This is a genomic window from Streptomyces pluripotens, assembly GCF_000802245.2.
In the GTDB taxonomy this organism is placed as follows: Bacteria; Actinomycetota; Actinomycetes; order Streptomycetales; family Streptomycetaceae; genus Streptomyces; species Streptomyces pluripotens.
Genome location: NZ_CP021080.1, coordinates 4,417,045 through 4,438,444, shown reverse-complemented (window position 1 = coordinate 4,438,444; position 21,400 = coordinate 4,417,045). Strand labels below are relative to the sequence as shown.

The window sequence follows — 21,400 nt, the reverse complement described above, 5'->3', positions numbered from 1 at the left end:
CGCGTGGCCCGAAAGCTACCGCTTGTTGCTGTAGTTCGGCGCCTCGACCGTCATCTGGATGTCGTGCGGGTGGCTCTCCTTCAGACCCGCTGAGGTGATGCGGACGAACCGGCCGTTGGCCTGCAGCTGGGGCACGGTCTGGCCGCCCACGTAGAACATCGACTGACGCAATCCGCCGACCAGCTGGTGCACGACGGAGGAGAGCGGGCCGCGGTAGGGCACCTGGCCCTCGATACCCTCGGGGATCAGCTGCTCGTCGGAGGCAACGCCCTCCTGGAAGTAGCGGTCCTTGGAGAAGGACTTGCGGTCGCCACGGGTCTGCATGGCGCCGAGCGAGCCCATGCCGCGGTAGGACTTGAACTGCTTGCCGTTGATGAACAGCAGCTCGCCCGGGGACTCCTCGCAGCCGGCCAGCAGCGAGCCGAGCATCACCGTGTCGGCGCCCGCGACCAGGGCCTTGGCGATGTCACCGGAGTACTGCAGGCCGCCGTCGCCGATCACCGGGACACCGGCCTCCTTGGCGGCGAGCGCCGCCTCGTAGATCGCGGTGACCTGCGGCACGCCGACGCCGGCGACCACACGGGTCGTGCAGATGGAGCCGGGGCCGACTCCGACCTTGATGCCGTCGGCACCCGCGTCGACCAGGGCCTGGGCGCCGTCGCGCGTGGCCACGTTGCCGCCGATGACGTCGACACCGGAGGAGTTCGACTTGATCTTGGCGATCATGTCTCCCACCAGGCGGGAGTGACCGTGCGCGGTGTCCACGACGATGAAGTCGACGCCGGCTGCGACCAGGGCCTGGGCACGCTCGAAGGCGTCACCGGCCACGCCGACCGCCGCGCCGACCAGAAGCCGGCCTTCGGCGTCCTTGGCGGCGTTCGGGTACTTCTCCGCCTTGACGAAGTCCTTGACGGTGATCAGGCCCTTGAGAACGCCCTCGTCATCGACCAGCGGCAGCTTTTCGATCTTGTGCTTGCGCAGCAGCTCCATGGCCTCCGGGCCGGAGATGCCGACCTTGCCGGTGACCAGCGGCATCGGGGTCATGACCTCGTGCACGCGGCGGGTGCGATCGCTCTCGAAGGCCATGTCGCGGTTGGTGACGATACCGAGGAGCTTCTTGTCGCCGTCGGTCACCGGGACGCCACTGATGCGGAACTTGGCGCACAGGGCGTCGGCCTCGGCGAGGGTGGCGTCCGGGTGGATGGTGATGGGGTCGGTGACCATACCGGACTCGGAGCGCTTCACCAGGTCGACCTGGTTCGCCTGGTCCTCGATGGAGAGGTTGCGGTGCAGCACGCCGACGCCACCCTGGCGTGCCATCGCGATCGCCATACGGGCCTCGGTCACCTTGTCCATGGCGGCCGACAGCAGCGGGATGTTCACCCGCACGTTCTTGGAGACGTACGAGGCGGTGTCGATCTCGTCGGGTGCCATGTCCGACGCGCCCGGCAGCAGCAGCACGTCGTCGTAGGTCAGCCCGAGTGTCGCGAATTTACCGGGCACTCCGTCGACGTTGGCAGTCATGACACCTTCCCCAAATGGCCTTGATCGGTGCGGATGTCCATGCTAGCGGGAAGCATCGCCAGCACATTCCACGGTACGGCGCTCCCTCCGGCTTCGTATGTTCGTACGGAACCGCCGGCCCAGCCGTTCACAGGGACCAGCGCAGAGGGGGCCGTAGTCAGCCAATGTGGGCTCAAAACCGCCGGTTTACACCGTCATGCTCGGCCTCCACCGAGGACAGGGGACGGCGAACTCACTGTTCTGCGAGTGCCCTGAGGCGGCTCAGCGCCCGATGCTGGGCCACGCGGACGGCTCCGGGTGACATTCCCAACATCTGCCCGGTCTCCTCCGCGGTCAAGCCCACGGCGATGCGCAACAGCAGCAGCTCGCGCTGGTTCTCGGGGAGGTTGGCCAGCAGCTTCTTGGCCCACTCAGCGTCGCTGCTGAGCAGGGCACGCTCCTCCGGGCCGAGCGAGTCGTCGGGGCGTTCCGGCATCTCGTCCGACGGGACGGCCGTGGAGCCCGGGTGCCGCATGGCGGCACGCTGCAGGTCGGCCACCTTGTGCGAAGCGATGGCGAAGACGAACGCCTCGAAGGGACGACCGGTGTCGCGGTAGCGGGGCAGGGCCAGGAGGACCGCCACGCAGACTTCTTGGGCAAGGTCCTCCACGAAGTGGCGGGCATCGCCGGGCAGCCGGGAGAGCCGAGTGCGGCAGTAGCGCAGCGCCAGCGGATGGACGCGGGCCAGCAGGTCGTGGGTGGCCTGCTCATCCCCGTCGACGGCACGATGCACGAGCGCACCGATCGCCCCATGGGCCGTGCCCGCCTCGTCGTCGCGCATCGGTCCATGGTGCCTTGCGGCCGTCCGGTCCGTCGCATTGTGCTCGTGGTTGTGCACTGAAGCGTTATGAGTAGGTGCGCCGGCACTCATCCCCTGCGCCCTCCCCTTCCGCTCGACCGACTCGTCCCCGAGAGACTCCACACCTCAAGGATGCGGCATCCGCGCCGAAACAAGGAGCGCGCGTCCGGCGGGCCGCCTTGCGCACCGCCCGGTGGAGCGTACGACACCGTTGTCCGCCGGGCTCGTGCACCGCCGGGCCACGCATGCCCAGCGCCCTGCCGGACGGGTCCGCAACCCGCCGTCCGTGCTGGTGCCGGGCACGCGGCCCGTTGTCCAGCGGCCCCGGCACCACGCCCACCGACCCCGACACCGACACCGACACCACGGTCGGCGAAGCCGACCAGCTCGGGCACGGGACAGGACACCGCGGCTGCGAAGGGAGGGGAGGCCAACCGGCCGTGTCCCGCGTACGCCCCGGGTAACGGCTCGACGTCGCGGGGCCCACGGCGCCCACCCGGGCAACCGGCCCCGGCGACTCCACGGTGCGCTCCGGGTCCGGCCTCACCGGACGGCGCGGGTGAGACCGGGGTACGGACCGCGTCCGTACCTCCGCGCTCCCCGAACGCCGTCGGCCCGCCCGGCTGCTGCCGGGGGAGGCGGAGCCCCTCCCGGCTCCGGGAAGTACTCCCGGAGCGGTCCGGTCCCGCCCGCCCCGCAGGGCTACGCATGTCCTACCGGACCAGTCCCCAGCGGAAGCCGAGCGCCACCGCGTGGGCCCGATCGGAGGCGCCGAGCTTCTTGAACAGACGCCGGGCGTGCGTCTTGACGGTGTCCTCGGAGAGGAACAGCTCGCGGCCGATCTCGGCGTTGGAGCGACCGTGGCTCATGCCCTCCAGCACCTGGATCTCACGCGCGGTGAGCGTGGGCGCGGCGCCCATCTCTGCCGAGCGGAGACGGCGGGGTGCCAGGCGCCAGGTCGGGTCGGCCAGCGCCTGCGTCACCGTGGCACGCAGTTCCGCGCGCGAGGCGTCCTTGTGCAGGTAGCCCCGAGCACCAGCGGCGACCGCGAGGGCCACACCGTCAAGGTCCTCGGCGACGGTGAGCATGATGATGCGGGCGCCCGGATCGGCGGACAGCAGCCGACGCACGGTCTCGACGCCACCCAGGCCGGGCATGCGCACGTCCATCAGGATGAGGTCGGAGCGGTCGGCGCCCCAGCGGCGGAGGACTTCCTCGCCGTTGGCCGCCGTCGTCACACGCTCGACACCGGGCACGGTCGCGACCGCGCGGCGGAGCGCCTCTCGGGCAAGCGGGGAGTCGTCGCAGACGAGGACGGATGTCATGACCGCCCTCCGCAGCTGATGCGCGTCACCTTGAGCCTCCAGGCTGGTACGGAATCGTCACCTGTGCGGTCGACTGCCTCGGACGCCTGCCCGAGCTCTTGTGCTTTCAACCGCCTCCGCACTCTCAACGACGGTCACTCGAAAGAGTTACGGGGCCGCGTGCCGTCTTCGGCACTCTACGTGAGGGAGCCGACACAGCGCAGACATGCCCGACGGACCCTCAACTTTTCACCACAACCCATGCCCCATTCAGACCCTTTTCTTCCCATTTCGTGGTGTACAAGGCTAGATTCGCAATGAGTCATATTTACATCTCCTTAGACCGGAGATGTACGGTCGTTGGCACCGGATCCGCCCAGAACGGCAACAAGGGGTCACGCAATGGCAGATTTCTCCCGCCTTCCCGGACCGAACGCGGACCTGTGGGACTGGCAGCTGCTGGCTGCCTGCCGCGGGGTGGACAGCTCGCTCTTCTTCCACCCGGAGGGCGAGCGCGGGGCGGCTCGGAGCGCTCGCGAGAACTCGGCCAAGGAGGTCTGTATGAGGTGCCCGGTCCGCGCGGAGTGCGCGGCGCACGCCCTGGCGGTACGCGAGCCGTACGGCGTATGGGGCGGCCTGACCGAGGATGAGCGCGAAGAGTTGATGGGGCGAGCACGCAACCGCCTGGTGGCGGCGTCCACCAGCAGCGGGGAGGCCGCCCCGAGAGCCTGAAGGAACGTTTCTGCAATCTATCCCCACCCGGGCACGCGAGCGCGTGCCCACGATTCTGCGGTGGAAGGGGATGGCGCTCGCCCACCGCCGGAGCTAGAGCCGTCCCTCCGCCCGGGTCGCCTGGGCCGCCTGGGCCGCCTGGGCCGCCTGGGCCAGTTGTTCCAGCGTCGCCGCCACCGTCGGCACCCGCGCCAGGTCGGGCAGGGTGAGGGCGACGATCTCCCGCCGCACCGCCGGTTCCAGCCGTACCGCCCGCACTCCCCGCGGCCGTACCGACTCCACCGCCAGCTGCGGGAGCACGGCGACGCCGAGCCCCGCCCCCACCAGTCCGGCCACCGCCGGGTAGTCGTCGGTCGCGAAGTCGATGCGGGGAGTGAAACCGACCGCCTCGCACACCTGCACGAGCTGACCGCGGCAGCGCGGACAGCCCGCGATCCAGGGTTCCTCGGCCAGCTCACCGATGGCGACGGCCTCCGCACGCGCAAGTCGATGACGCTCGGGCACCAGGGCCACCAGACGGTCCGTCAGTAGGGGGCGTTCGACGAGGTCGCCCCAGTCCTCGGCCGCCTGGGCGGCCTCGGCCACCGTGGTTGCCGAGGCGGCTGAGGCGGCTGAGGCGGCTGAGGCGGCTTCGTAGCGGAAGGCGAGGGTCAGGTCGCAGTCGCCCGCACGCAGCAGTTCCACGGACTTCGGGGGCTCGGCCTCCTCCAGGGAGACCCGGGTACCGGGGTGGGCGGCGCGCAGGGCGGCCAGGGCGGTGGGAACCAGGGTGGAGCTGCCGCTGGGGAAGGAAACGAGCCGGACTCTGCCTGCCCTCAGGCCCGCGATGGCGGCGACCTCCTCCTCGGCTGCGGTGAGCCCGGCGAGGATGCCGGAGGCGTGCCGCACCAGGGCCTCGCCCGCCTCGGTGAGGCGCATCTCCCGGCCGCTACGGACCAGCAGCGGTGTGCCGACGGAGCCCTCCAGGGCTTTCATCTGCTGGCTGACGGCGGGCTGGGTGCAGCCCAGTTCACGCCCCGCCGCAGAGAACGAGCCGGTGGCGGCGACGGCGCGCAGGACACGGAGATGACGAGCCTCGATCACCCTTGGAGTATAAGGGTCGCTTGGAGACTGCGCCCGATATTCGATCGACGCTTTGAGCATGTTCCCGTACTGTGCTTGGCGTGAAGGTTCTCTCGGTCAATCTGGGTCGTCCGCAGCCGGTGCCGTACACGGACCAGCAGGAAGGCGTCACGGGCATCGACAAGAAGCCGGCCGACGGGTCGGTGCAGGTGACGGCGCCGGGGCCCAAGGGGGTCGGCGCGAGCGGTCTCGCCGGGGACGCGGTGTGCGACCTGCGGCACCATGGCGGCGACGACCAAGCGGTGTACGCGTTCGCCCGCGAGGACCTCGACGACTGGGAGCGCGAACTCGGGCGAGCGCTGGCCAACGGTTGCTTCGGTGAGAACCTGACCACACAGGGTCTGGACGTCTCCCGGGCACTGATCGGCGAGCGCTGGCGGATCGGTCCCGAGGTGGTGCTGGAGGTCACCTCGGGCCGGATTCCGTGCCGTACGTTCCAGGGCCATCTGGGCGAACGCGGCTGGGTCAAGAGGTTCACGCAGAAGGGCGCAACGGGTGCCTACCTCCGGGTGATCCGGCCGGGTGGGATACGGGCGGGCGATCCGGTCGAGATCGTCCACCGGCCGGACCACGGGGTGACGGCGGCGATGCAGTTCCGCGCGGTCACCACCGAGCGGGAGCTGCTGCCACGGCTACTCGCGGCGGGCACGGCGCTGCACTCAGCGACGCTGGCGGCGGCCCACAAGTATGTGGAGCAGCACGGGGGCTGAGCGACCGTCCGTCGCCCGCCGGGACGACCACGCAGGTGGCGTACGCCGCCGGCCGGGTCACTACCCTTGGGCCATGACAACGGCTCTGATTACGGGATCGACCGCGGGGATCGGCGCCGCGTTCGCGCGGCGGCTGGCGGCTGACGGGCATGACCTGGTCCTGGTGGCGCGGAACACCGAGCGACTGCGCGAACAGGCGACCGAACTGCACGACCGGCATGGCGTAGAGGTCGAGGTACTCGCCGCCGACCTCTCCGGGGACAAGGGCATCGAGACCGTCGCCGACCGGCTCAAAGACCGCAAGAACCCGGTCGACCTGCTGATCAACAACGCCGGTTTCGGGAACAAGGGCCGCTATCTGGACGTACCGATGGCGGACGAGTTGAAGATGCTCAAGGTGCACTGCGAGGCGGTGCTGCGACTGACGTCGGCGGCGACCTCGGCGATGCGGGAGCGGGGCCGGGGCGGGGTCGTCAACGTCGCTTCCGTGGCCGCCTTCGTGCCGCGGGGCACGTACGGGGCGTCCAAGGCGTGGGTCGTGCAGTTCACGCAGGGCGCGGCCAAGGACCTGGCTGGCAGCGGTGTCCGCCTGATGGCCCTGTGTCCGGGCTTCGTGCGTACCGAGTTCCATCAACGCGCGGGGATGGGCACGGACAACATTCCGGGCTGGATGTGGCTGGACGCCGACAAGCTGGTGGCGGCGGCGCTGACGGACCTGGCGCGCGGCAGGTCGTTGTCCATCCCGGACCCCCGTTACAAGGCGCTGATGGGCCTGGTGAAGGTGACGCCCCGGGGGCTGCTGGGCGGGATCAGTTCCAGGACGGGGCGCAGGTACGGCCCGCAGTAGGGCCGTGGGCTGAACGGGTGGTGCCGCCGCCCCGGTGGGAGAATGGCCAGGACGGTACCTGACCACCAGGGGGGCGGGAGGCAGCGTCATGACTTTCGTACAGCTCATCGAATGTAGGACGAGCCGGCTGGACGAGATGAACCGGCTCATGGACGACTGGGTCGCACAGACCAAGGGCAGGCGAACCGCGACGCACGCGGTGGTCGGCAAGGACCGTTCGGACGCGTCGCACATCGTCGAAATGGTGGAGTTCCCGTCGTACGAGGAGGCGATGCGGAACTCGAAGCTCCCGGAAACCGACCAGATCTTCCGGGAGATGGTCGCCCTGTGCGACGAGACGCCGACGTTCACCGATCTGGACGTCGTACGGGACGAACAGTTGTCCGAGGACACCGTGCGCAGGTTCTTCGAGACGATCGCGACGGCGGGCGAACTACCGCCACTGAACGACCTGCTGGAGGAGGACGTTCACAGCCTCGATCCGGTGAACCCGCAGACCACCATCGGGATGGACAACGTCCGCGGCGAGTTCGGGATGTGGCGCGGGGCCTTCGAGTTCTCGTTCACGGTCGAGGACGTACTCGCCCAGGGCGACCAGGCGTGCGCGCGGTGGACGTGGAACGCCACGCACACGGGCGACTTTCTGGGGATCGGCGCCACCGGTAAACGGGTGACCATGACCGGGATGACGCTGTTCCGGTTCGGTGACGAGGGCAAGATCGCCGAGCTGTGGTGGCAGCACGACCAGCTGGGACTGATGCAACAGCTGGGGGCGCTGGACGAGTTGGAGTAGGAGGAGCCTGCCGCGGACAGCGGGATGGCCCGGCACCCCTTGCGGGGGTGCCGGGCCATCCTTGCGGCTTGCCGACCTGCCTCAGTGGGCGTGACCGTGGCCCTGACCCGCGGCCTCCGGCTCCTCTTCCTTCTTCTCCACGACCAGGGTCTCGGTCGTGAGCAGCAGGGAGGCGATGGAGGCGGCGTTCTCCAGGGCGGAGCGGGTGACCTTGACCGGGTCGATCACGCCGGCCTTGATCAGGTCGCCGTACTCGCCGGTGGCCGCGTTGTAGCCCTGGCCCTTCTCCAGGTCCTTGACCTTGGAGACGATGACGTAGCCTTCCTGGCCGGCGTTCTCGCCGATCCAGCGCAGCGGCTCGACCACGGCGTTGCGGACCACGGAGACACCAGTGGCCTCGTCGCCGGTCTTGCCGAGGTTGCCCTCAAGGCTCTTGGAGGCGTGGACCAGAGCGGAACCGCCACCGGAGACGATGCCCTCCTCGACCGCGGCGCGGGTCGCGGAGATGGCGTCCTCCAGACGGTGCTTCTTCTCCTTCAGCTCCACCTCGGTGGCGGCGCCGACCTTGATCACGCACACGCCGCCGGCCAGCTTCGCGAGGCGCTCCTGGAGCTTTTCGCGGTCCCAGTCGGAGTCGGTGGTCTCGATCTCGGCCTTGATCTGCGCGACGCGACCCTCGACGTCCTCCTTCTTACCGGCGCCGTCGACGAGCGTGGTGTCGTCCTTGGTGACGGTGACGCGGCGGGCGGAACCGAGCACCTCGAGGCCGGCCTGGTCGAGCTTGAGGCCGACTTCCTCGGAGATGACGGTGGCGCCGGTGAGGACGGCCATGTCCTGGAGCATCGCCTTGCGGCGGTCGCCGAAGCCCGGGGCCTTGACGGCGACGGCGTTGAAGGTGCCACGGATCTTGTTCACGACGAGGGTGGACAGGGCCTCGCCCTCGACGTCCTCGGCGATGATCAGCAGCGGCTTGGAGGAGTTGGCCTGGATGACCTTCTCCAGCAGGGGCAGCATGTCCGCGATGGCGGAGATCTTGCCCTGGTGGATGAGGATGTACGGGTCGTCGAGGACGGCCTCCATGCGCTCCTGGTCCGTCACGAAGTACGGCGACAGGTAGCCCTTGTCGAAGGCCATGCCCTCGGTGAAGTCCAGCTCCAGACCGAAGGTGTTGGACTCCTCGACGGTGATCACACCGTCCTTGCCGACCTTGTCCATCGCCTCGGCGATCAGCTCGCCGACCTGCTGGTCCTGAGCGGACAGCGCGGCCACGGCGGCGATGTCGGACTTCTCGTCGATCGGGCGGGCCGAGCCGAGCAGGTCCTCGGAGATGGCCTTGACCGCGGCGTCGATGCCCTTCTTCAGGGCGGCCGGGGAGGCACCGGCGGCGACGTTCTTCAGACCCTCGCGGACCAGGGCCTGGGCGAGGACGGTGGCGGTGGTGGTGCCGTCACCAGCGATGTCGTTGGTCTTGGTCGCCACCTCCTTCACCAGCTGGGCGCCGAGGTTCTCGTACGGGTCCTCGACCTCAACCTCGCGGGCGATCGTGACACCGTCGTTGGTGATCGTGGGGGCGCCGAACTTCTTGTCGATGACGACGTTGCGACCCTTGGGGCCGATCGTCACCTTGACCGTGTCGGCCAGCTTGTTGACGCCGCGCTCAAGGGCGCGACGGGCGTCCTCGTCGAACTTCAGGATCTTCGCCATGACAGCGGGAGCCCTCTCGGAAATCTGTGGGTGAAAAAAACGCTGCGCCCCGGGCGCCCGGCTTCTTATCGGTCGCGGGGGCCAGGGGCGCAGCTCAGAGCAAAAGGTTGCTTCGAGGCCGGGATTTCTGGGGGGTGTCCCCCAGACCCCCCTTACTTCTCGATGATCGCGAGGACGTCGCGAGCCGAGAGGACGAGGTACTCCTCGCCGTTGTACTTCACCTCGGTGCCGCCGTACTTGCTGTAGAGGACAACGTCGCCGACCTTGACGTCGAGCGGAAGGCGCTCGCCGTTCTCGAACCGGCCCGGGCCCACGGCGAGGACGGCGCCCTCCTGGGGCTTCTCCTTCGCGGTGTCCGGAATGACCAGGCCAGAGGCCGTGGTCTGCTCGGCGTCCAGCGGCTGGACCACGATGCGGTCCTCAAGCGGCTTGATGGCAACCTTGGAGCTGGCGGTCGTCACGATCCGACCTCCCCCTTCGGAGATCTCGCGGGGTTAACTGTCTGAGGTGGCGACCAGGTCGATCCGTCGTCGCGGGTGCCGGACCTGCCCGTCGCGTGTTGGCACTCTCCAGTGGGGAGTGCCAGAGCTGAGACTATGACCGCGATTAGCACTCGGTCAAGCGGAGTGCCAATGCGCACGGCGCGTCGGCAGGATTCGCGGTTGCTGGACGACCGTCCGTGCACCCGGACGTCCGGTTGTTCCACCGCGTCCGGGCGTTCAGCCCACCAGGTAGTCCTCAAGTCGCCCCGCCGTCAGCCCGCCGCGCTGCGCGCTCCGCAGCACCCGTGTCGTGCGTTCCCGCAGGGTCAGGCCGGTCGACTCGTCCGGGCCCACCAGGACGATGTCGCCGGGGAGCAGGCGGTGTTCGCCCCGGGTGTAGACGAGACCGGCCGGGGTCATCGCGGCGCGCCACAGCACCACCGCGCCGATACCGCAGTCGGCCGCAGCACGCAGGGTGGTGGTGTCGTAGGTGCCGTAGGGCGGGCGGAAGAGCCGGGGGCGGACGCCGAGCCGGGACCGGAGCCGATCCTGCTGACCACAGATCTCGGTGCGCTGGCCGGGGTACGGCTGCCCGGCCAGCGCACGGTGGTCGAGGGTGTGGTTCTGGATGCCGGCACCGAGGGCGTGCAGACGGGCGAAATGCTCGTAGCCGGGGCCGGCGATGCTGTCGGTGAGGAACATGCTGACGGGGAGCCGCAGTTCGCGGACCATGTCGGCGAAGCGGGGGTCGCGCTCGGCGCCGTCGTCGTAGGTGAGGAAGACCACCCGGTCGCGGGTGGGGACGTGGTCCACCACGCGGGCCAGAGCGCGACCGGCGGTGTGTGGGGCGAGCGCGAGGGTCCTGGTGGCGGGCCGGGGCGGGCGGGGCAGGGGCTGGGACAGGCCCCAGCGTCGGTAGGTCCGATCGGGCGCGGGGCCGCGTGAACGCACTCCTTCGGCCGCCTTCTTGCCGAGGCGCTCGATGGGGTCGACGGACTGGGCGCAACCCGCGAGGAGGACGGCCGCGGCCAGGGCCACGGCCAGGCCCCGCGCCCGCCTCACAGGTAGTCCTCCAGGCGGGCCACCGCGTACCCCTCACGCGTGATCTTGTTCAGGAAGCGGCGCATGTCGTCGACCATCGTGCCGTTCCAGTCATTGCGGCCGCGGAAGTGGGTGAGGACGATGTCGCCGGGGCGCAGCTGCTCGTCGTCCTCGCGGAACTCCCAGTGGTCGACGTAGACCTCCTCGTTCCAGATCGGCGCGTACGTGATGCCACAGGACTTGGCCGCGCGCAGGCTGTCCTGGTTGTAGTTGCCGTAGGGCGGGCGGAAGACCTTCGGGCGCTTGCCGAACTGCTTCTGCATGATGTCCTGCATGCCGCAGATCTCGTCCCGCTGCTCCTCGTAGGACAGCCCCGGCAGGTAGGGGTGGTGCAGTGTGTGGTTGTTGAGGGTGTTGCCGTAGGACTGCATCTTCCGGAAGTAGGCGTAGTCGTCCTTCACCAGGTAGTTGCTGAGGAAGGCGGTGTACGGGATCTTCAGGTCCCGCATCATCTGCAGGAACCGGGGGTCCTTCTCCGCGCCGTCGTCGATGGTGAGGAAGACGACCTTGTTCTTGGTGGGGACGGTGGTGAAGACCGGCGGCAGGTCCCAGTCCTCCTGGTGATCCACCTCGAATCCGGCGCGGGCCGTGATGTGGGGTTTCTCCACAGGCGGGGCCGGCGGCGCCAGGGGGGTCTGCTGCAGCCCCCAGCGCTTGGCGGCAGCGGCCAGCCGGGCGTGCTCGGCGGCTTTGGCGGCGCGCGGGTCCAGGGAGTGGGCGGGGCCGCCACGGCCGGGCGCGGCGGAGGCGGCGGGGGTGGCGGCGCCGGGGCCGGCGCAGGCCGAGAGGAGGGCGGCCGAGGCCAGCGCAGCGGCTCCCCAGCCGAGGGCCAGCTTCCGGACGCGGGTGCGCGCACCGGGACCCGCTCCCGGAGCTGACCGTTTCTCGTCATTTTGTACTACTGCTCGCATGGTGCCGGATCCTCCCAGCCCACGATCTGGAACCCGGGCCGACACCGCCGCCGGGGGCGCACCGTCCACCGACTGGCCCACAATGACCCGGTGAACGACCTCGCACTCCTCCTCACTCCCGAAGGCCGCGCCCTCCTCGACGAAGTGCGCGACACCGAGCCCGCACAGGAACTGGCCGTCGCCACCCGGCTGCGCCGCGACCACCCGGCCGAACTGGTGTCGGCCGCGCTCGGCCAGGCCCGGCTGCGGCAACGGGCCGCGGCGAAGTTCGGGACGCAGGACGCCGGACGGATGTTCTTCACGCCGAACGGCGTCGAGCAGTCGACCCGGGCGAGCGTGGCGGCCCACCGGGCCCGGCGGTTCACGGAGCTGGGCGTGACCTCGGTGGCCGATCTGTGCTGCGGGATCGGCGGTGACGCGATCGCGCTGGCGCGGGCCGGCATCCGGGTACTAGCCGTGGACCGGGACCCGCTGACGGCGGCGGTGGCCCGTGCGAACGCCGAGGCGCTGGGGCTGTCCGGACTGATCGAGGTGCGCCAGGCCGACGTCACGGAGGTGGACACCGCCGGGTACGAGGCGGTGTTCGTGGACCCGGCGCGGCGCGGCGGACGCGGGAGGATCTTCGATCCCGAGGCCTACTCGCCACCCCTGTCCTGGGCGGTCGGTGCGGCCCGTACGGCACCCCGGGCGGCCCTCAAGGTCGCCCCGGGCATCCCGCACGAGGCGGTGCCCGCCGAGGCCGAGGCCGAGTGGATCTCGGACGGCGGGGAGGTGAAGGAGGCGGTGCTGTGGTTCGGCACGGGGGCACCGGGCGCAGTACGGGCCACGCTGCTGCCAGGCCCGCGGACGCTGCTGGGTCGGGGGCTGCCCGATCCCCGGGTCCGGCCGGTGGGGCGGTACCTGTACGAGCCGGACGGTGCCGTGATCCGCGCCCATCTGGTCGCCGAGGTGGCCGAGGAGGTCGCCGGCGGGCTCATCGACGCGACCATCGCCTACATCACTGCCGATGAACTGCGGGCCGTGCCGTACGCCTCGGTCTACGAGATCACCGACCGGCTCCCCTTCAACGTCAAGAGGCTGAAGGCGCTGCTGCGGGAGCGGGAGGTCGGCACACTGACCGTGAAGAAGCGCGGTTCCGCGGTCGAACCGGAGGAACTGCGCCGGAAGGTGAAGCCGCAGGGACCGAACGCGGCGACGGTGTTCCTCACCCGTGTCGCCGGGGCGCCGGCCATGCTGATCGGCACCCCGGTACGGCCGTAACCTCTCCTTCCCCTACCTCGCGTCGGGGAACTCAGCGCAGGGAAGCCCACAGTGCGCTTGCCGCCGGCTCCTTGGCGACCACCCGGTTGGGATCGGAAGGTGCGGTGACGACCGGCATCGTCACCGTCGTCACATGACTGGCCGTCAGGCCCTTGAGGCTCCGCCCGAATCGCATCAACTTGCTCAGGGAGTCCAGGCCGGTGTCGGTCGTGAGGCAGGCGGTGACGGCATCGGCCGCCCGGTACAGCCCGGCCGGGTCGGTGAGCAGGTCGGTGGCGGCCATCTGCTCCAGCAGGGCTTTGACCAGTTTCTGCTGCAGGCCTATCCGGCCGAGGCCGCTGCCGTCGCCTATGCCGTGCCGGGTGCGGGCGAGCGCCAACGCCTGTGTGCCGTCGAGGTGGTGGGCTCCGGCCTTGAGGTGCAGGTGGCTCCGGTTGTCGTCGATGTCCTGGTCGGTGGTGACGTCGACCCCGCCGAGCGCGTCCACCAACTTGGCGAAGCCGGAGAAGTCGATCTCAACGTAGTGGTCCATCCGCACGTGCGTGATCGATTCGACGGTCTTCACCGCACACACCGGTCCGCCCACCGCATAGGCGCTGTTGAACATGGTGTGGTGCGCCACCGCCGTCGAGCCCCCGGAGGCGAGTGGGCAGGACGGGCGGGTGACGAGCGTGTCACGCGGAATGCTGACGACGGTGGCCTTGGTGCGGCCCGCCTCGATGTGCACGACCATCGCCGTGTCCGACCGGGCGCCGGTGCTGTCGCCGCCGCCGAGCGCCTTGTCGGCCTTGCTACTGCGCGAATCCGAGCCGAGGACCAGGATGTTCAGGGAGCCGGTGGGTGGCGAAGCGGCGGCGGCCGGGGCGCTCACCGACGGGGCGGCCACCGCCCGGGCGGGCCGGTCACCGCCGAGCGCGCTGTTGATGTCGACGCTGGTGATGTTGTCGTTCAGGTGCCAGTACGCCCAGCCCGCGGCGGCCACGCCCACCACCAAGGCACCCGCCAGGGCGAGACCAGCGGCCTTCAGTGCTCTCGACCGCCGCCCCGCCCGTCTGCCCGTATCGGCCTGCTCCTCGTATCCCGTCACGACAGGAACGTAAGTCCGAATGATGAGCGGACCGTTAGCGCAAGCCGTGAGAGGTCGCTTTCTCCCGGTTTTCTTGGGTGATTCTCATCCCGGCCTCACTTTCGATACCAGTTCAACGGAACGGTTCGAGAAGGAGGTTCGGTGGTGGCCGGGTGCAACACCCCGAAAGAGTGAACACAGTTGGCGGCGGTGTGCCTTCGGGGGGAGCCAGCCGAGGGGCCAATGAGAACACCCCGCCCCGAGCAAGTCGGGACGGGGTGAGACGGAGCGCCGGGCAGGCCTTGCACCTGCATCTCCCCGCAGGAAGCGGGACGTCTTTCCTTGGACCACCAACGCACTGCTTACGGACCGGAAGTTCGGCCGTTCGCGTGTGATGATCATAGCGCAGCCGATGCGGATTCTCCAACCCCGGCGAACTCGGCGAGCTCAGCCGTCCGCCACCGACTCGAACCGCCACCGGTGCACCGCCCGCGTCACCAGCTCTGCGTCCGGATCGGGCAGTTCGGGCAGTTCGGCGTCGTAGGACGCGTCCCACCAGGTGATGACCAGCACCCGGTCCTGCGGCGCGCGGAAGGACTCCCGGCGCACCGGCGACGCGGCGAGCCGCTGCCGCCGGACCCACGCGAGCAGTTCCTCACCCCGGCCGTCGGCAGCCCGGGCCTCCCACATCAGGGCGACGGTCACGAGTACAGGTTCTCCCTGCTCACCTCGTGGACGTGATCGTGGCCCGGTACGTGCGGGTCCGTCACCGGTAGGGAGGAGTCGGCCGACAGGTCCCAGTCGGAGGCGGCCCGGTTGCGGGCGACCATCTCGGCGCCCAGGGCGGCCACCATCGCACCATTGTCGGTGCACAGCTTGGGACGCGGAACGCGCAGCCGGATACCGGCCGCCTCGCAGCGCTCCTGGGCGAGAGCACGCAGGCGGGAGTTGGCAGCCACCCCGCCCCCGATCATCAGGTGGTCGACACCCTCGTCCTTACAGGCACGAACGGCCTTGCGCGTGAGGACATCGACCACGGCCTCCTGGAAGGAGGCGGCCACATCGCGGACCGGAACCTCCTCACCGGCCGCGCGCCTGGCCTCGATCCAGCGGGCCACGGCCGTCTTCAGCCCGGAGAAGGAGAAGTCGTAGGCGGGATCGCGCGGTCCGGTGAGCCCGCGGGGGAAGGCGATGGCCGCGGGATCGCCCTCGCATGCGTACCGGTCGATCACCGGGCCGCCGGGGAAACCCAGGTTCAGCACGCGGGCGATCTTGTCGAAGGCCTCGCCGGCCGCGTCGTCGATGGTCGAACCCATCGGGCGGACGTCGGCGGTGATGTCCGTCGACAGGAGCAGGGAGGAGTGACCGCCGGAGACCAACAGGGCCATGGTCGGCTCGGGCAGCGGGCCGTGCTCCAACTGGTCCACACAGATGTGGGAGGCCAAGTGATTGACCCCGTAGAGGGGCTTGCCGAGGGCGTAGGCGTAGGCCTTGGCCGCCGAAACGCCGACGAGGAGGGCACCGGCGAGGCCGGGACCGGCGGTCACCGAGATGCCGTCCAGGTCCTTCGCGCCGATCCCCGCCTCCCGCAGCGCCCGGTCGATGGTCGGGACCATCGCCTCCAGGTGCGCCCGGGACGCCACTTCCGGTACGACGCCACCAAATCGGGCGTGCTCGTCCACGCTGGAGGCGACGGCGTCCGCCAGCAGGGTGGTGCCGCGGACGATGCCGACGCCGGTCTCGTCACAGGAGGTCTCGATACCGAGGACGAGAGGTTCGTCAGTCATTGATTTCGGTTCCTTGTGCTGGGGAAGAGCCCGCGGCGGAGCCGCTGTCGGGTGCTGTGGTCAGACGCATCACCAGGGCGTCCACGTTGCCTGGCTGGTAGTAGCCGCGTCTGAAGCCGATCGGGGCAAAGCCGAAGCGCTCGTAGAGCTTCTGGGCTCGGACGTTGTCGACCCGGCATTCGAGCAGCACCTCGTGGCATTCGAACGCGGTGGCCGCGCGGAGCAGTTCGGCCAGCAGACGCCCGCCGAGGCCAGTGCCCTGCTGGTCGCGGGCGACGGCGAGGGTCTGGACGTCGGCCAGTTCCCCGGAGGCGGCGAGGCCCGCGTAGCCGACGATGCGGGCGCCGGATGCGGCCACGAGGTAGCGCCGGGTGGCCTGGGGGCCCCGGGAGTGCGCCAGCTCGGACCAGAACATGCCTCTGGACCAGGCGTCCTCGGGGAAGAGGTCCCTCTCCAGCTCCAGGACCGGGTCGATGTCCCACCAGCGCATCTCGCGCAGTCGAGGGGGTTCCGGTTGAGTCACTTGGGGGTGACCACCTTGTAGTTCTTGGGTACCTGGGCATCCGGCCTGCGCAGATACAGCGGCCGGGGCGGCAGCAGCTCGTCACCGGCGGCCAGCTTCTCCGCGGCGAGGGAGGCGAGGGAGGCGGCGGACACGTGCTCGGGCTCGTGGGCGCTCGGGAACGTGTCCGGGTAGAGCAGCGCCCCCGCGCCGACCGCCGGGAGCCCGACGACCTGTTCCGCGATGTCGGCCGGCCGGCCCACGGCCGGATCGGTCAGGCGGGTCCGCGCATCGGCGTACTTGGCCCAGTAGACCTCCTTGCGGCGGGCGTCGGTCGCCACCACGAAGGGGCCCTTCTCGATGTCCGTGGCGTAGGCGAGACCATCCAGGGTGCACAGGCCGTGCACCGGAACGCCGAGCGCGAGACCGAAGGTGTCGGCGGTCATCAGGCCGACCCGCAGGCCGGTGTAGGGACCGGGGCCGACACCGACGACGATCCCGGTGACCGCCTCCAGTTTCAGCCCGGCCACGGCGAGCACGCGGTCGACGGCCGGCAGCAGCAGCTCCCCGTGCCGGCGCGCGTCCACCTGACTCGATGAGGCGATGACGTCGGTGCCGTCGTGCAGCGCGACGGTGACGGCGGGTGTTGCGGTATCCAGAGCGAGCAAGAGCACGCGAACAGCCTACGGCGCCCGCGGCTCGCGCACGGCCGTCCGGGACGGACGGTCACTGACTGCTACGGTCTGTACGAAGTACGACATAGGGCGCGAAGCAGAGGTGGGCGCACGTGGCAGGGACCAGCTCGGGGATCGTGGCCGGCCTCACCGCGACAGCCGTCGGAGCGGTCGGCTTCCTCACCTACCAGGCCCAGGCAACCGTCCCGGCGGGCCTGGGCGGCAAGCCCGCGGCGAGTGCGTCGCCCTCGGGAGTCGCGGCCAAGGCGCCCCGGGACCGACGCCACCCGACCGCCCTGCCGGGCCACTCCGGCAGGGGCGAGCGAGTCGTGTACTCGCTGGACGACGACCGGGTCTGGCTGGTCAACCGGCGAAACCGGGTGGAGCGCACTTTCAAGGTCGCCCCGGGCAACGTCGACCCGCCGCCGGGCGCGTACCGGGTCACGTCCCGCTCGCATGCCGTCACCGGTACCGACGGCATCCCGGTGGAGCACGTCGTGCGGTTCACCGGAGTGAACGGGGTGACGATCGGCTTCAGCGCGGCGGTGAGCGACGGCCCGCGCGCGCCGGCCGACCCGAGCCTGCGGAGGGGCGGCATCCGGGAAACCCGGGCGGACGGGGATGCGACGTGGAAGTTCGCGACGATCGGCGTACGGGTGGTCGTGATCCGTTAGGCGGCCGTGCGCCGGTCCGGGGCGGGCCCGGGTGCCGGTTCCCGGGCCTCCGGGTCCCGCGGCGGCCGGGAGATCGCGACCGCCGCCGCACACGAGGCCAGCAGGTCACGCGTGGAAACCCGGGCGAGCGCGGCCGGTCGAGGTTGCTTGGTGGGTCGGGCGGCGGTCATGGACGCCTCCTGAGGTGCGGGGGCGAACGCGGTTAGGCACACCTAACTACGAGCTGGGTACCATGTCACCACGCCCCAGACGTCCTCCGCAACAGGTTGCCGACAGCCTGTCGGAAAGCCCTTGGGGCCTTCAGGCGGACAGGGTCTCCAGATCCGTCCCAGCCCACCGTGCCCCCAGCCCGGTCAGCGTCACGTGCCGCACCTCGTCGGTCGTGTCCCCGACCGCGCGGTGGATGACGACCTGGAGCCGGTCCTCGGTCAGCTCCTCGACCTTGCCCTCGCCCCACTCCACGACGATCACCGAGTCGGGCAGCGAGACGTCGAGGTCCAGGTCCTCCATCTCGTCCAGGCTGCCGGAGAGCCGGTAGGCGTCCACATGGACCAGGGGCGGGCCGTCACCGAGGGACGGGTGAACCCGGGCGATCACAAAGGTCGGCGAGGTGACCGCACCGCGCACGCCCAGCCCCTCGCCGAGCCCGCGGGTCAGGGTGGTCTTGCCGGCACCGAGCTCCCCGGTGAGCATCACCAGGTCACCCGCGCGCAGCAGCTTGGCCATCCTGCGGCCCAACTCCCGCATCTGCTCGGGCGAGGTGATCGTCAGCCGGGTCTCAGCGGGGTCGTGCGGTCCTGCTGGTGCTTCCATAGCCAGTAACGGTAGCCCCTGCGGGCACGGCACCCGCGCGGGTGAGTAGGTCGGCGAGCCGGTCGGTGACCACTTCCGGGTGCTCCAGCATCACCAGGTGCCCGGCGTCGGGAACGAGCACCAGCTCGGCGTCGGGCAGCAGGCCGGCGATGGCCTCGCTGTGCTCGCTGGGCGTGACAAGGTCCCGCACACCGGCCAGGACGAGCGCGGGAACGCCCTGGAAATGGGCCAGTGCCCCGGTCTTCTCGTGGTCGGTGAACGCCGGGTAGAACTCGGCGACCACGTCGATCGGCGTCGACTCGATCATCCGCTCGGCGAACCGCGCCACGGCCGGATCGACGTCCCGCCCCGCGAACGAGTACCGCTTGATGATCCCGGCGAACAGATCGGCCGTGGCCCTGCGCCCCTTCTCCACCAGCTCCGCCTGTTGCCCGAGCGCCTTCAGCACACCCGGGAGAATCCGGCGCACCACGTTGACGCCAGCGACGGGCAACCCGAAGTCGACCTCGCCGAGCCGCCCGGAGGAGGTCCCGACGAAGGCGGTGGCGACGACCCGGTCCCGGACCAGCTCCGGGTAGTGGGCCGCGAGGGCCATCACGGTCATCCCGCCCATCGAGTGACCGACCAGCACCACCGGCCCCTCCGGTACGGCGGCGTCGAGGACGGCCTTGAGGTCGCGGCCGAGTTGGTCGATGGTCACGGGCACCCGGTCCCGCGTCTGAGCCAGGCCCCTTCCGGACCGGCCGTGACTGCGCTGGTCCCAGTACACGGTGCGGACGACACCGCGCAGGGCGGACCGCTGGAAGTGCCAGGAGTCCTGGCTGAGGCAGTAACCGTGACAGAAGACGACGGTGACCGGGGCGGGTGCCTGGCGGCCGAACAGCCGGCGCCGCCGGGGGGAGACGTTCGGCCCCGGTTCTGGCTCGATTTCGTCGACCTCGTAGTACAGCTCGGTCCCATCGTCGGCGTAGGCCTTGCCCGGAACACCCCGCAGGGTGCCGTACGGACCCGCCGAGTCGAGTGCCAGCCGGGCCTTGCGCCGCATTCCGCGCCCCACCGTCAGCCGCTCTACGGCGACTCCGGCCGCCGCGCCCGCGGCGAGCACGCCGACCGCGGCACCGGCGATGCCGGTCGCCCTGCGCCACCCCCCGGCCTCTGCCCCCGCGGCGGAGGTGGCGGTCGCCGAGGCGACGGCGTCCGCCACGACCTCCGCCACGACCTCCGCACTGCTCTCGCTCACGTACCGCTCCTCTTCGCCGTACTGCAGTTCGCCTGGGTGGATGAAACGGGTGGTGCCGGGGTGGTGCTGGTTGATCGCTGTTGCAGGTGCCCCTCGTTGCGGCCGCTGTCACATGAGATCCGGGTTGCCGCCCTGAGAGGGGTCACCCGTGTTCTTTCCCATTCACGTAGACGCGCGGAACCCGGGTTCCGATGCGCGTGACGATTTCGTAGGCGATCGTGCCACAGGCCTGCGCCCAGTCCTCGGCGGTGGGCTCACCGCGATCACCGGGTCCGAACAGCACCGCCTCCGCGCCGGCCGTAGGCTCGTCGCCCCCCAGATCCACCACGAACTGGTCCATGGCCACCCGCCCGGCGACCGTCCGCCACTTGCCGTCGATCAGCACCGGCCCGGTGCCCGAGGCATGCCGCGGGACGCCGTCCGCGTAACCGACGGGCACCAGACCGAGCGTGGTCCCACCGGGAGTGACGTAGTGGTGGCCGTAGCTGACACCGTGTCCCCCCGGTACCCGCTTGACCAGGGCCAGCGAGGCACTGAGCGTCATCACCGGACGCAGCCCGAAGTCGGCCGGGGCGCCCAACTCGGGGCTGGGCGAGATGCCGTACACGGCGATCCCGGTGCGGACGAGGTCGAAGTGGGACTCGGGCAGGGTGAGCGCGGCCGGCGAGTTGGCGATGTGCCGTACCTCGGGCCGCACGCCCTGTCCCTCGGCGTGGTCCAGCATCTCGCGAAAGCGGTCGAGCTGAGCGGCGATGGACGGGTGCCCGGGCTCATCAGCACAGGCGAAGTGGGACCACAGCCCGGTGATCCGGATCAGCCCGTCGGCCTCGGCACGCAGGGCCCGGGCAACCAGCTCTGGCCAGTCGGCGGGCTGGCAGCCACTGCGCCCGAGACCGGTGTCGGCCTTGAGCTGCACACGCGCGGCCCGCCCGGCCTCCCGGGCGGCCTCGACGACCTCCCGAAGGGCCCACAACCCGCTCACGGACACATCGATGTCGGCCTCGATCGCTTCCCGCCAGGGCCCGCCCGGCACCCAGAGCCAGCACATCATCCGCCCCGACAGCCCGGCCGCGCGCAGCGCGAGCGCCTCCTCGGGCGTGGCCGTGCCGAGCCAGGCCGCCCCCGCCTCGCGGGCCGCACGGGCGCACGGCACCGCACCGTGGCCGTACCCGTCGGACTTGACGACGGCCATCACGGCCGCGCCCTTCACCCGGGCACGCAGGGCCCGCACATTGGCGCGCAGGGCGCCCAGATCGATCTCGGCGCGGGCGCGCAGGGGCGCCGTCGGCACAGCTGCAGTCTCACTCATGGCGCCC

At 70.5% G+C, this 21,400-nt stretch carries 23 protein-coding genes and 1 tRNA gene; 6 read left to right on the top strand and 18 right to left on the bottom strand.

Translation table 11 applies throughout. From position 1 onward, the window contains the following. Window positions 1–15 precede the first annotated feature (15 nt). The 3 genes from guaB to LK06_RS20150 form a co-directional block, all read right to left on the bottom strand. Entirely contained in the window at window positions 16–1,524 is a 1,509-nt protein-coding gene (gene guaB / locus LK06_RS20160; RefSeq protein ID WP_039652778.1) for an IMP dehydrogenase, read from the bottom strand. A gap of 232 nt (window positions 1,525–1,756) precedes the next feature. Further along, window positions 1,757–2,344 (bottom strand): sigma-70 family RNA polymerase sigma factor, encoded by a 588-nt coding sequence (locus tag LK06_RS20155; protein ID WP_014674427.1) that lies wholly within the window; start codon window positions 2,342–2,344, stop codon window positions 1,757–1,759. 731 nt (window positions 2,345–3,075) lie between these two features. Continuing rightward, complete coding sequence (locus LK06_RS20150; protein WP_003948568.1) at window positions 3,076–3,687, bottom strand: response regulator transcription factor; 612 nt, start codon at window positions 3,685–3,687, stop codon at window positions 3,076–3,078. Window positions 3,688–4,068: 381 nt separating this feature from the next. Between LK06_RS20150 and LK06_RS20145 the strand changes: the two genes are divergently transcribed. Continuing rightward, window positions 4,069–4,398, top strand: a complete 330-nt coding sequence (locus LK06_RS20145; RefSeq protein ID WP_039652771.1) for a WhiB family transcriptional regulator — start codon at window positions 4,069–4,071, stop codon at window positions 4,396–4,398. A 93-nt stretch (window positions 4,399–4,491) separates the two neighbouring features. Here LK06_RS20145 and LK06_RS20140 read toward each other — a convergent pair whose 3' ends face one another. Then, window positions 4,492–5,481, bottom strand: coding sequence for a LysR family transcriptional regulator (locus LK06_RS20140; RefSeq protein WP_043433628.1), 990 nt, complete (start codon window positions 5,479–5,481; stop codon window positions 4,492–4,494). An 80-nt stretch (window positions 5,482–5,561) separates the two neighbouring features. On the opposite strand from LK06_RS20140, the gene LK06_RS20135 reads away from it, so the two are divergent. The 3 genes from LK06_RS20135 (at window position 5,562) to LK06_RS20125 (ending at window position 7,870) form a co-directional block, all read left to right on the top strand. Beyond that, window positions 5,562–6,230: an MOSC domain-containing protein gene (locus tag LK06_RS20135; RefSeq protein ID WP_039652768.1), complete on the top strand. Its 669-nt coding sequence runs from the start codon at window positions 5,562–5,564 to the stop codon at window positions 6,228–6,230. A gap of 73 nt (window positions 6,231–6,303) precedes the next feature. Next, window positions 6,304–7,077 (top strand): SDR family NAD(P)-dependent oxidoreductase, encoded by a 774-nt coding sequence (locus LK06_RS20130; protein WP_043406187.1) that lies wholly within the window; start codon window positions 6,304–6,306, stop codon window positions 7,075–7,077. Window positions 7,078–7,165: 88 nt separating this feature from the next. Beyond that, entirely contained in the window at window positions 7,166–7,870 is a 705-nt protein-coding gene (locus LK06_RS20125; RefSeq protein WP_039652765.1) for an ester cyclase, read from the top strand. An 81-nt stretch (window positions 7,871–7,951) separates the two neighbouring features. Here LK06_RS20125 and groL read toward each other — a convergent pair whose 3' ends face one another. From groL to LK06_RS20105, 4 genes are all read right to left on the bottom strand, one after another. Continuing rightward, on the bottom strand, window positions 7,952–9,574 hold the full coding sequence (gene groL, locus LK06_RS20120; RefSeq protein ID WP_039652763.1) for a chaperonin GroEL: 1,623 nt from the start codon (window positions 9,572–9,574) through the stop codon (window positions 7,952–7,954). Window positions 9,575–9,726: 152 nt separating this feature from the next. Continuing rightward, a complete protein-coding gene (gene groES / locus LK06_RS20115) occupies window positions 9,727–10,035 on the bottom strand; it encodes a co-chaperone GroES (protein ID WP_039652762.1) in 309 nt (102 codons plus the stop codon). Between the two features lie 258 nt (window positions 10,036–10,293). After that, the gene (locus LK06_RS20110; RefSeq protein ID WP_043406190.1) at window positions 10,294–11,118 is read right to left on the bottom strand and encodes a polysaccharide deacetylase family protein; all 825 of its coding nucleotides are present in this window, start codon (window positions 11,116–11,118) and stop codon (window positions 10,294–10,296) included. Then, window positions 11,115–12,068: a polysaccharide deacetylase family protein gene (locus tag LK06_RS20105; protein WP_078858863.1), complete on the bottom strand. Its 954-nt coding sequence runs from the start codon at window positions 12,066–12,068 to the stop codon at window positions 11,115–11,117. Before LK06_RS20105 ends, LK06_RS20110 begins: the two co-directional genes overlap by 4 nt. 90 nt (window positions 12,069–12,158) lie before the next feature. Here LK06_RS20105 and LK06_RS20100 point away from each other — a divergent pair, with 90 nt between their 5' ends. Continuing rightward, window positions 12,159–13,328, top strand: a complete 1,170-nt coding sequence (locus tag LK06_RS20100) for a THUMP-like domain-containing protein (protein WP_039652758.1) — start codon at window positions 12,159–12,161, stop codon at window positions 13,326–13,328. A gap of 31 nt (window positions 13,329–13,359) precedes the next feature. Here LK06_RS20100 and LK06_RS20095 read toward each other — a convergent pair whose 3' ends face one another. The 6 genes from LK06_RS20095 to tsaB form a co-directional block, all read right to left on the bottom strand. After that, window positions 13,360–14,415 (bottom strand): LCP family protein, encoded by a 1,056-nt coding sequence (locus tag LK06_RS20095; protein ID WP_174673904.1) that lies wholly within the window; start codon window positions 14,413–14,415, stop codon window positions 13,360–13,362. A gap of 266 nt (window positions 14,416–14,681) precedes the next feature. Beyond that, a tRNA-Arg gene (locus LK06_RS33330) sits at window positions 14,682–14,751 on the bottom strand. A gap of 90 nt (window positions 14,752–14,841) precedes the next feature. After that, window positions 14,842–15,099 (bottom strand): hypothetical protein, encoded by a 258-nt coding sequence (locus LK06_RS20090; RefSeq protein WP_039652755.1) that lies wholly within the window; start codon window positions 15,097–15,099, stop codon window positions 14,842–14,844. Beyond that, window positions 15,096–16,181, bottom strand: coding sequence for a tRNA (adenosine(37)-N6)-threonylcarbamoyltransferase complex transferase subunit TsaD (tsaD, locus tag LK06_RS20085; protein WP_039652753.1), 1,086 nt, complete (start codon window positions 16,179–16,181; stop codon window positions 15,096–15,098). Before tsaD ends, LK06_RS20090 begins: the two co-directional genes overlap by 4 nt. Further along, the gene (gene rimI / locus LK06_RS20080; protein ID WP_039652751.1) at window positions 16,174–16,671 is read right to left on the bottom strand and encodes a ribosomal protein S18-alanine N-acetyltransferase; all 498 of its coding nucleotides are present in this window, start codon (window positions 16,669–16,671) and stop codon (window positions 16,174–16,176) included. The genes tsaD and rimI overlap by 8 nt, the downstream gene beginning before the upstream one ends. A 29-nt stretch (window positions 16,672–16,700) precedes the next feature. Beyond that, a complete protein-coding gene (tsaB, locus tag LK06_RS20075) occupies window positions 16,701–17,357 on the bottom strand; it encodes a tRNA (adenosine(37)-N6)-threonylcarbamoyltransferase complex dimerization subunit type 1 TsaB (protein WP_039652750.1) in 657 nt (218 codons plus the stop codon). A 113-nt stretch (window positions 17,358–17,470) separates the two neighbouring features. On the opposite strand from tsaB, the gene LK06_RS20070 reads away from it, so the two are divergent. Continuing rightward, the gene (locus LK06_RS20070) at window positions 17,471–18,031 is read left to right on the top strand and encodes a hypothetical protein (protein ID WP_039652748.1); all 561 of its coding nucleotides are present in this window, start codon (window positions 17,471–17,473) and stop codon (window positions 18,029–18,031) included. On the opposite strand, the gene LK06_RS33810 is transcribed toward LK06_RS20070, so the two are convergent. The 4 genes from LK06_RS33810 to alr all read right to left on the bottom strand — a co-directional run bounded on the left by LK06_RS33810 (window position 18,028) and on the right by alr (window position 21,393). Then, window positions 18,028–18,201, bottom strand: a complete 174-nt coding sequence (locus LK06_RS33810) for a hypothetical protein (RefSeq protein WP_167747949.1) — start codon at window positions 18,199–18,201, stop codon at window positions 18,028–18,030. The genes LK06_RS20070 and LK06_RS33810 overlap by 4 nt on opposite strands. Window positions 18,202–18,331: 130 nt before the next feature. Next, window positions 18,332–18,844, bottom strand: a complete 513-nt coding sequence (tsaE, locus tag LK06_RS20065) for a tRNA (adenosine(37)-N6)-threonylcarbamoyltransferase complex ATPase subunit type 1 TsaE (RefSeq protein ID WP_039652744.1) — start codon at window positions 18,842–18,844, stop codon at window positions 18,332–18,334. Next, window positions 18,810–20,084: an alpha/beta fold hydrolase gene (locus LK06_RS20060; RefSeq protein WP_039652742.1), complete on the bottom strand. Its 1,275-nt coding sequence runs from the start codon at window positions 20,082–20,084 to the stop codon at window positions 18,810–18,812. The genes tsaE and LK06_RS20060 overlap by 35 nt, the downstream gene beginning before the upstream one ends. 142 nt (window positions 20,085–20,226) lie before the next feature. Then, the gene (gene alr / locus LK06_RS20055; RefSeq protein ID WP_043406196.1) at window positions 20,227–21,393 is read right to left on the bottom strand and encodes an alanine racemase; all 1,167 of its coding nucleotides are present in this window, start codon (window positions 21,391–21,393) and stop codon (window positions 20,227–20,229) included. Between the last annotated feature and the right edge of the window lie 7 nt (window positions 21,394–21,400).

Excerpts from the sequence above, each read along its gene's own strand:
- tsaE (WP_039652744.1), bottom strand. The coding sequence starts at position 18,844 with ATGGAAGCACCAGCAGGACCGCACGACCCCGCTGAGACCCGGCTGACG.
- tsaD (WP_039652753.1), bottom strand. The coding sequence starts at position 16,181 with ATGACTGACGAACCTCTCGTCCTCGGTATCGAGACCTCCTGTGACGAG.
- LK06_RS20145 (WP_039652771.1), top strand. The coding sequence starts at position 4,069 with ATGGCAGATTTCTCCCGCCTTCCCGGACCGAACGCGGACCTGTGGGAC.
- guaB (WP_039652778.1), bottom strand. The coding sequence starts at position 1,524 with ATGACTGCCAACGTCGACGGAGTGCCCGGTAAATTCGCGACACTCGGG.
- LK06_RS20150 (WP_003948568.1), bottom strand. The coding sequence starts at position 3,687 with ATGACATCCGTCCTCGTCTGCGACGACTCCCCGCTTGCCCGAGAGGCG.
- groL (WP_039652763.1), bottom strand. The coding sequence starts at position 9,574 with ATGGCGAAGATCCTGAAGTTCGACGAGGACGCCCGTCGCGCCCTTGAG.
- LK06_RS20130 (WP_043406187.1), top strand. The coding sequence starts at position 6,304 with ATGACAACGGCTCTGATTACGGGATCGACCGCGGGGATCGGCGCCGCG.
- LK06_RS20105 (WP_078858863.1), bottom strand. The coding sequence starts at position 12,068 with ATGCGAGCAGTAGTACAAAATGACGAGAAACGGTCAGCTCCGGGAGCG.
- rimI (WP_039652751.1), bottom strand. The coding sequence starts at position 16,671 with ATGCGCTGGTGGGACATCGACCCGGTCCTGGAGCTGGAGAGGGACCTC.
- LK06_RS20125 (WP_039652765.1), top strand. The coding sequence starts at position 7,166 with ATGACTTTCGTACAGCTCATCGAATGTAGGACGAGCCGGCTGGACGAG.
- alr (WP_043406196.1), bottom strand. The coding sequence starts at position 21,393 with ATGAGTGAGACTGCAGCTGTGCCGACGGCGCCCCTGCGCGCCCGCGCC.
- LK06_RS33810 (WP_167747949.1), bottom strand. The coding sequence starts at position 18,201 with ATGACCGCCGCCCGACCCACCAAGCAACCTCGACCGGCCGCGCTCGCC.
- LK06_RS20155 (WP_014674427.1), bottom strand. The coding sequence starts at position 2,344 with ATGCGCGACGACGAGGCGGGCACGGCCCATGGGGCGATCGGTGCGCTC.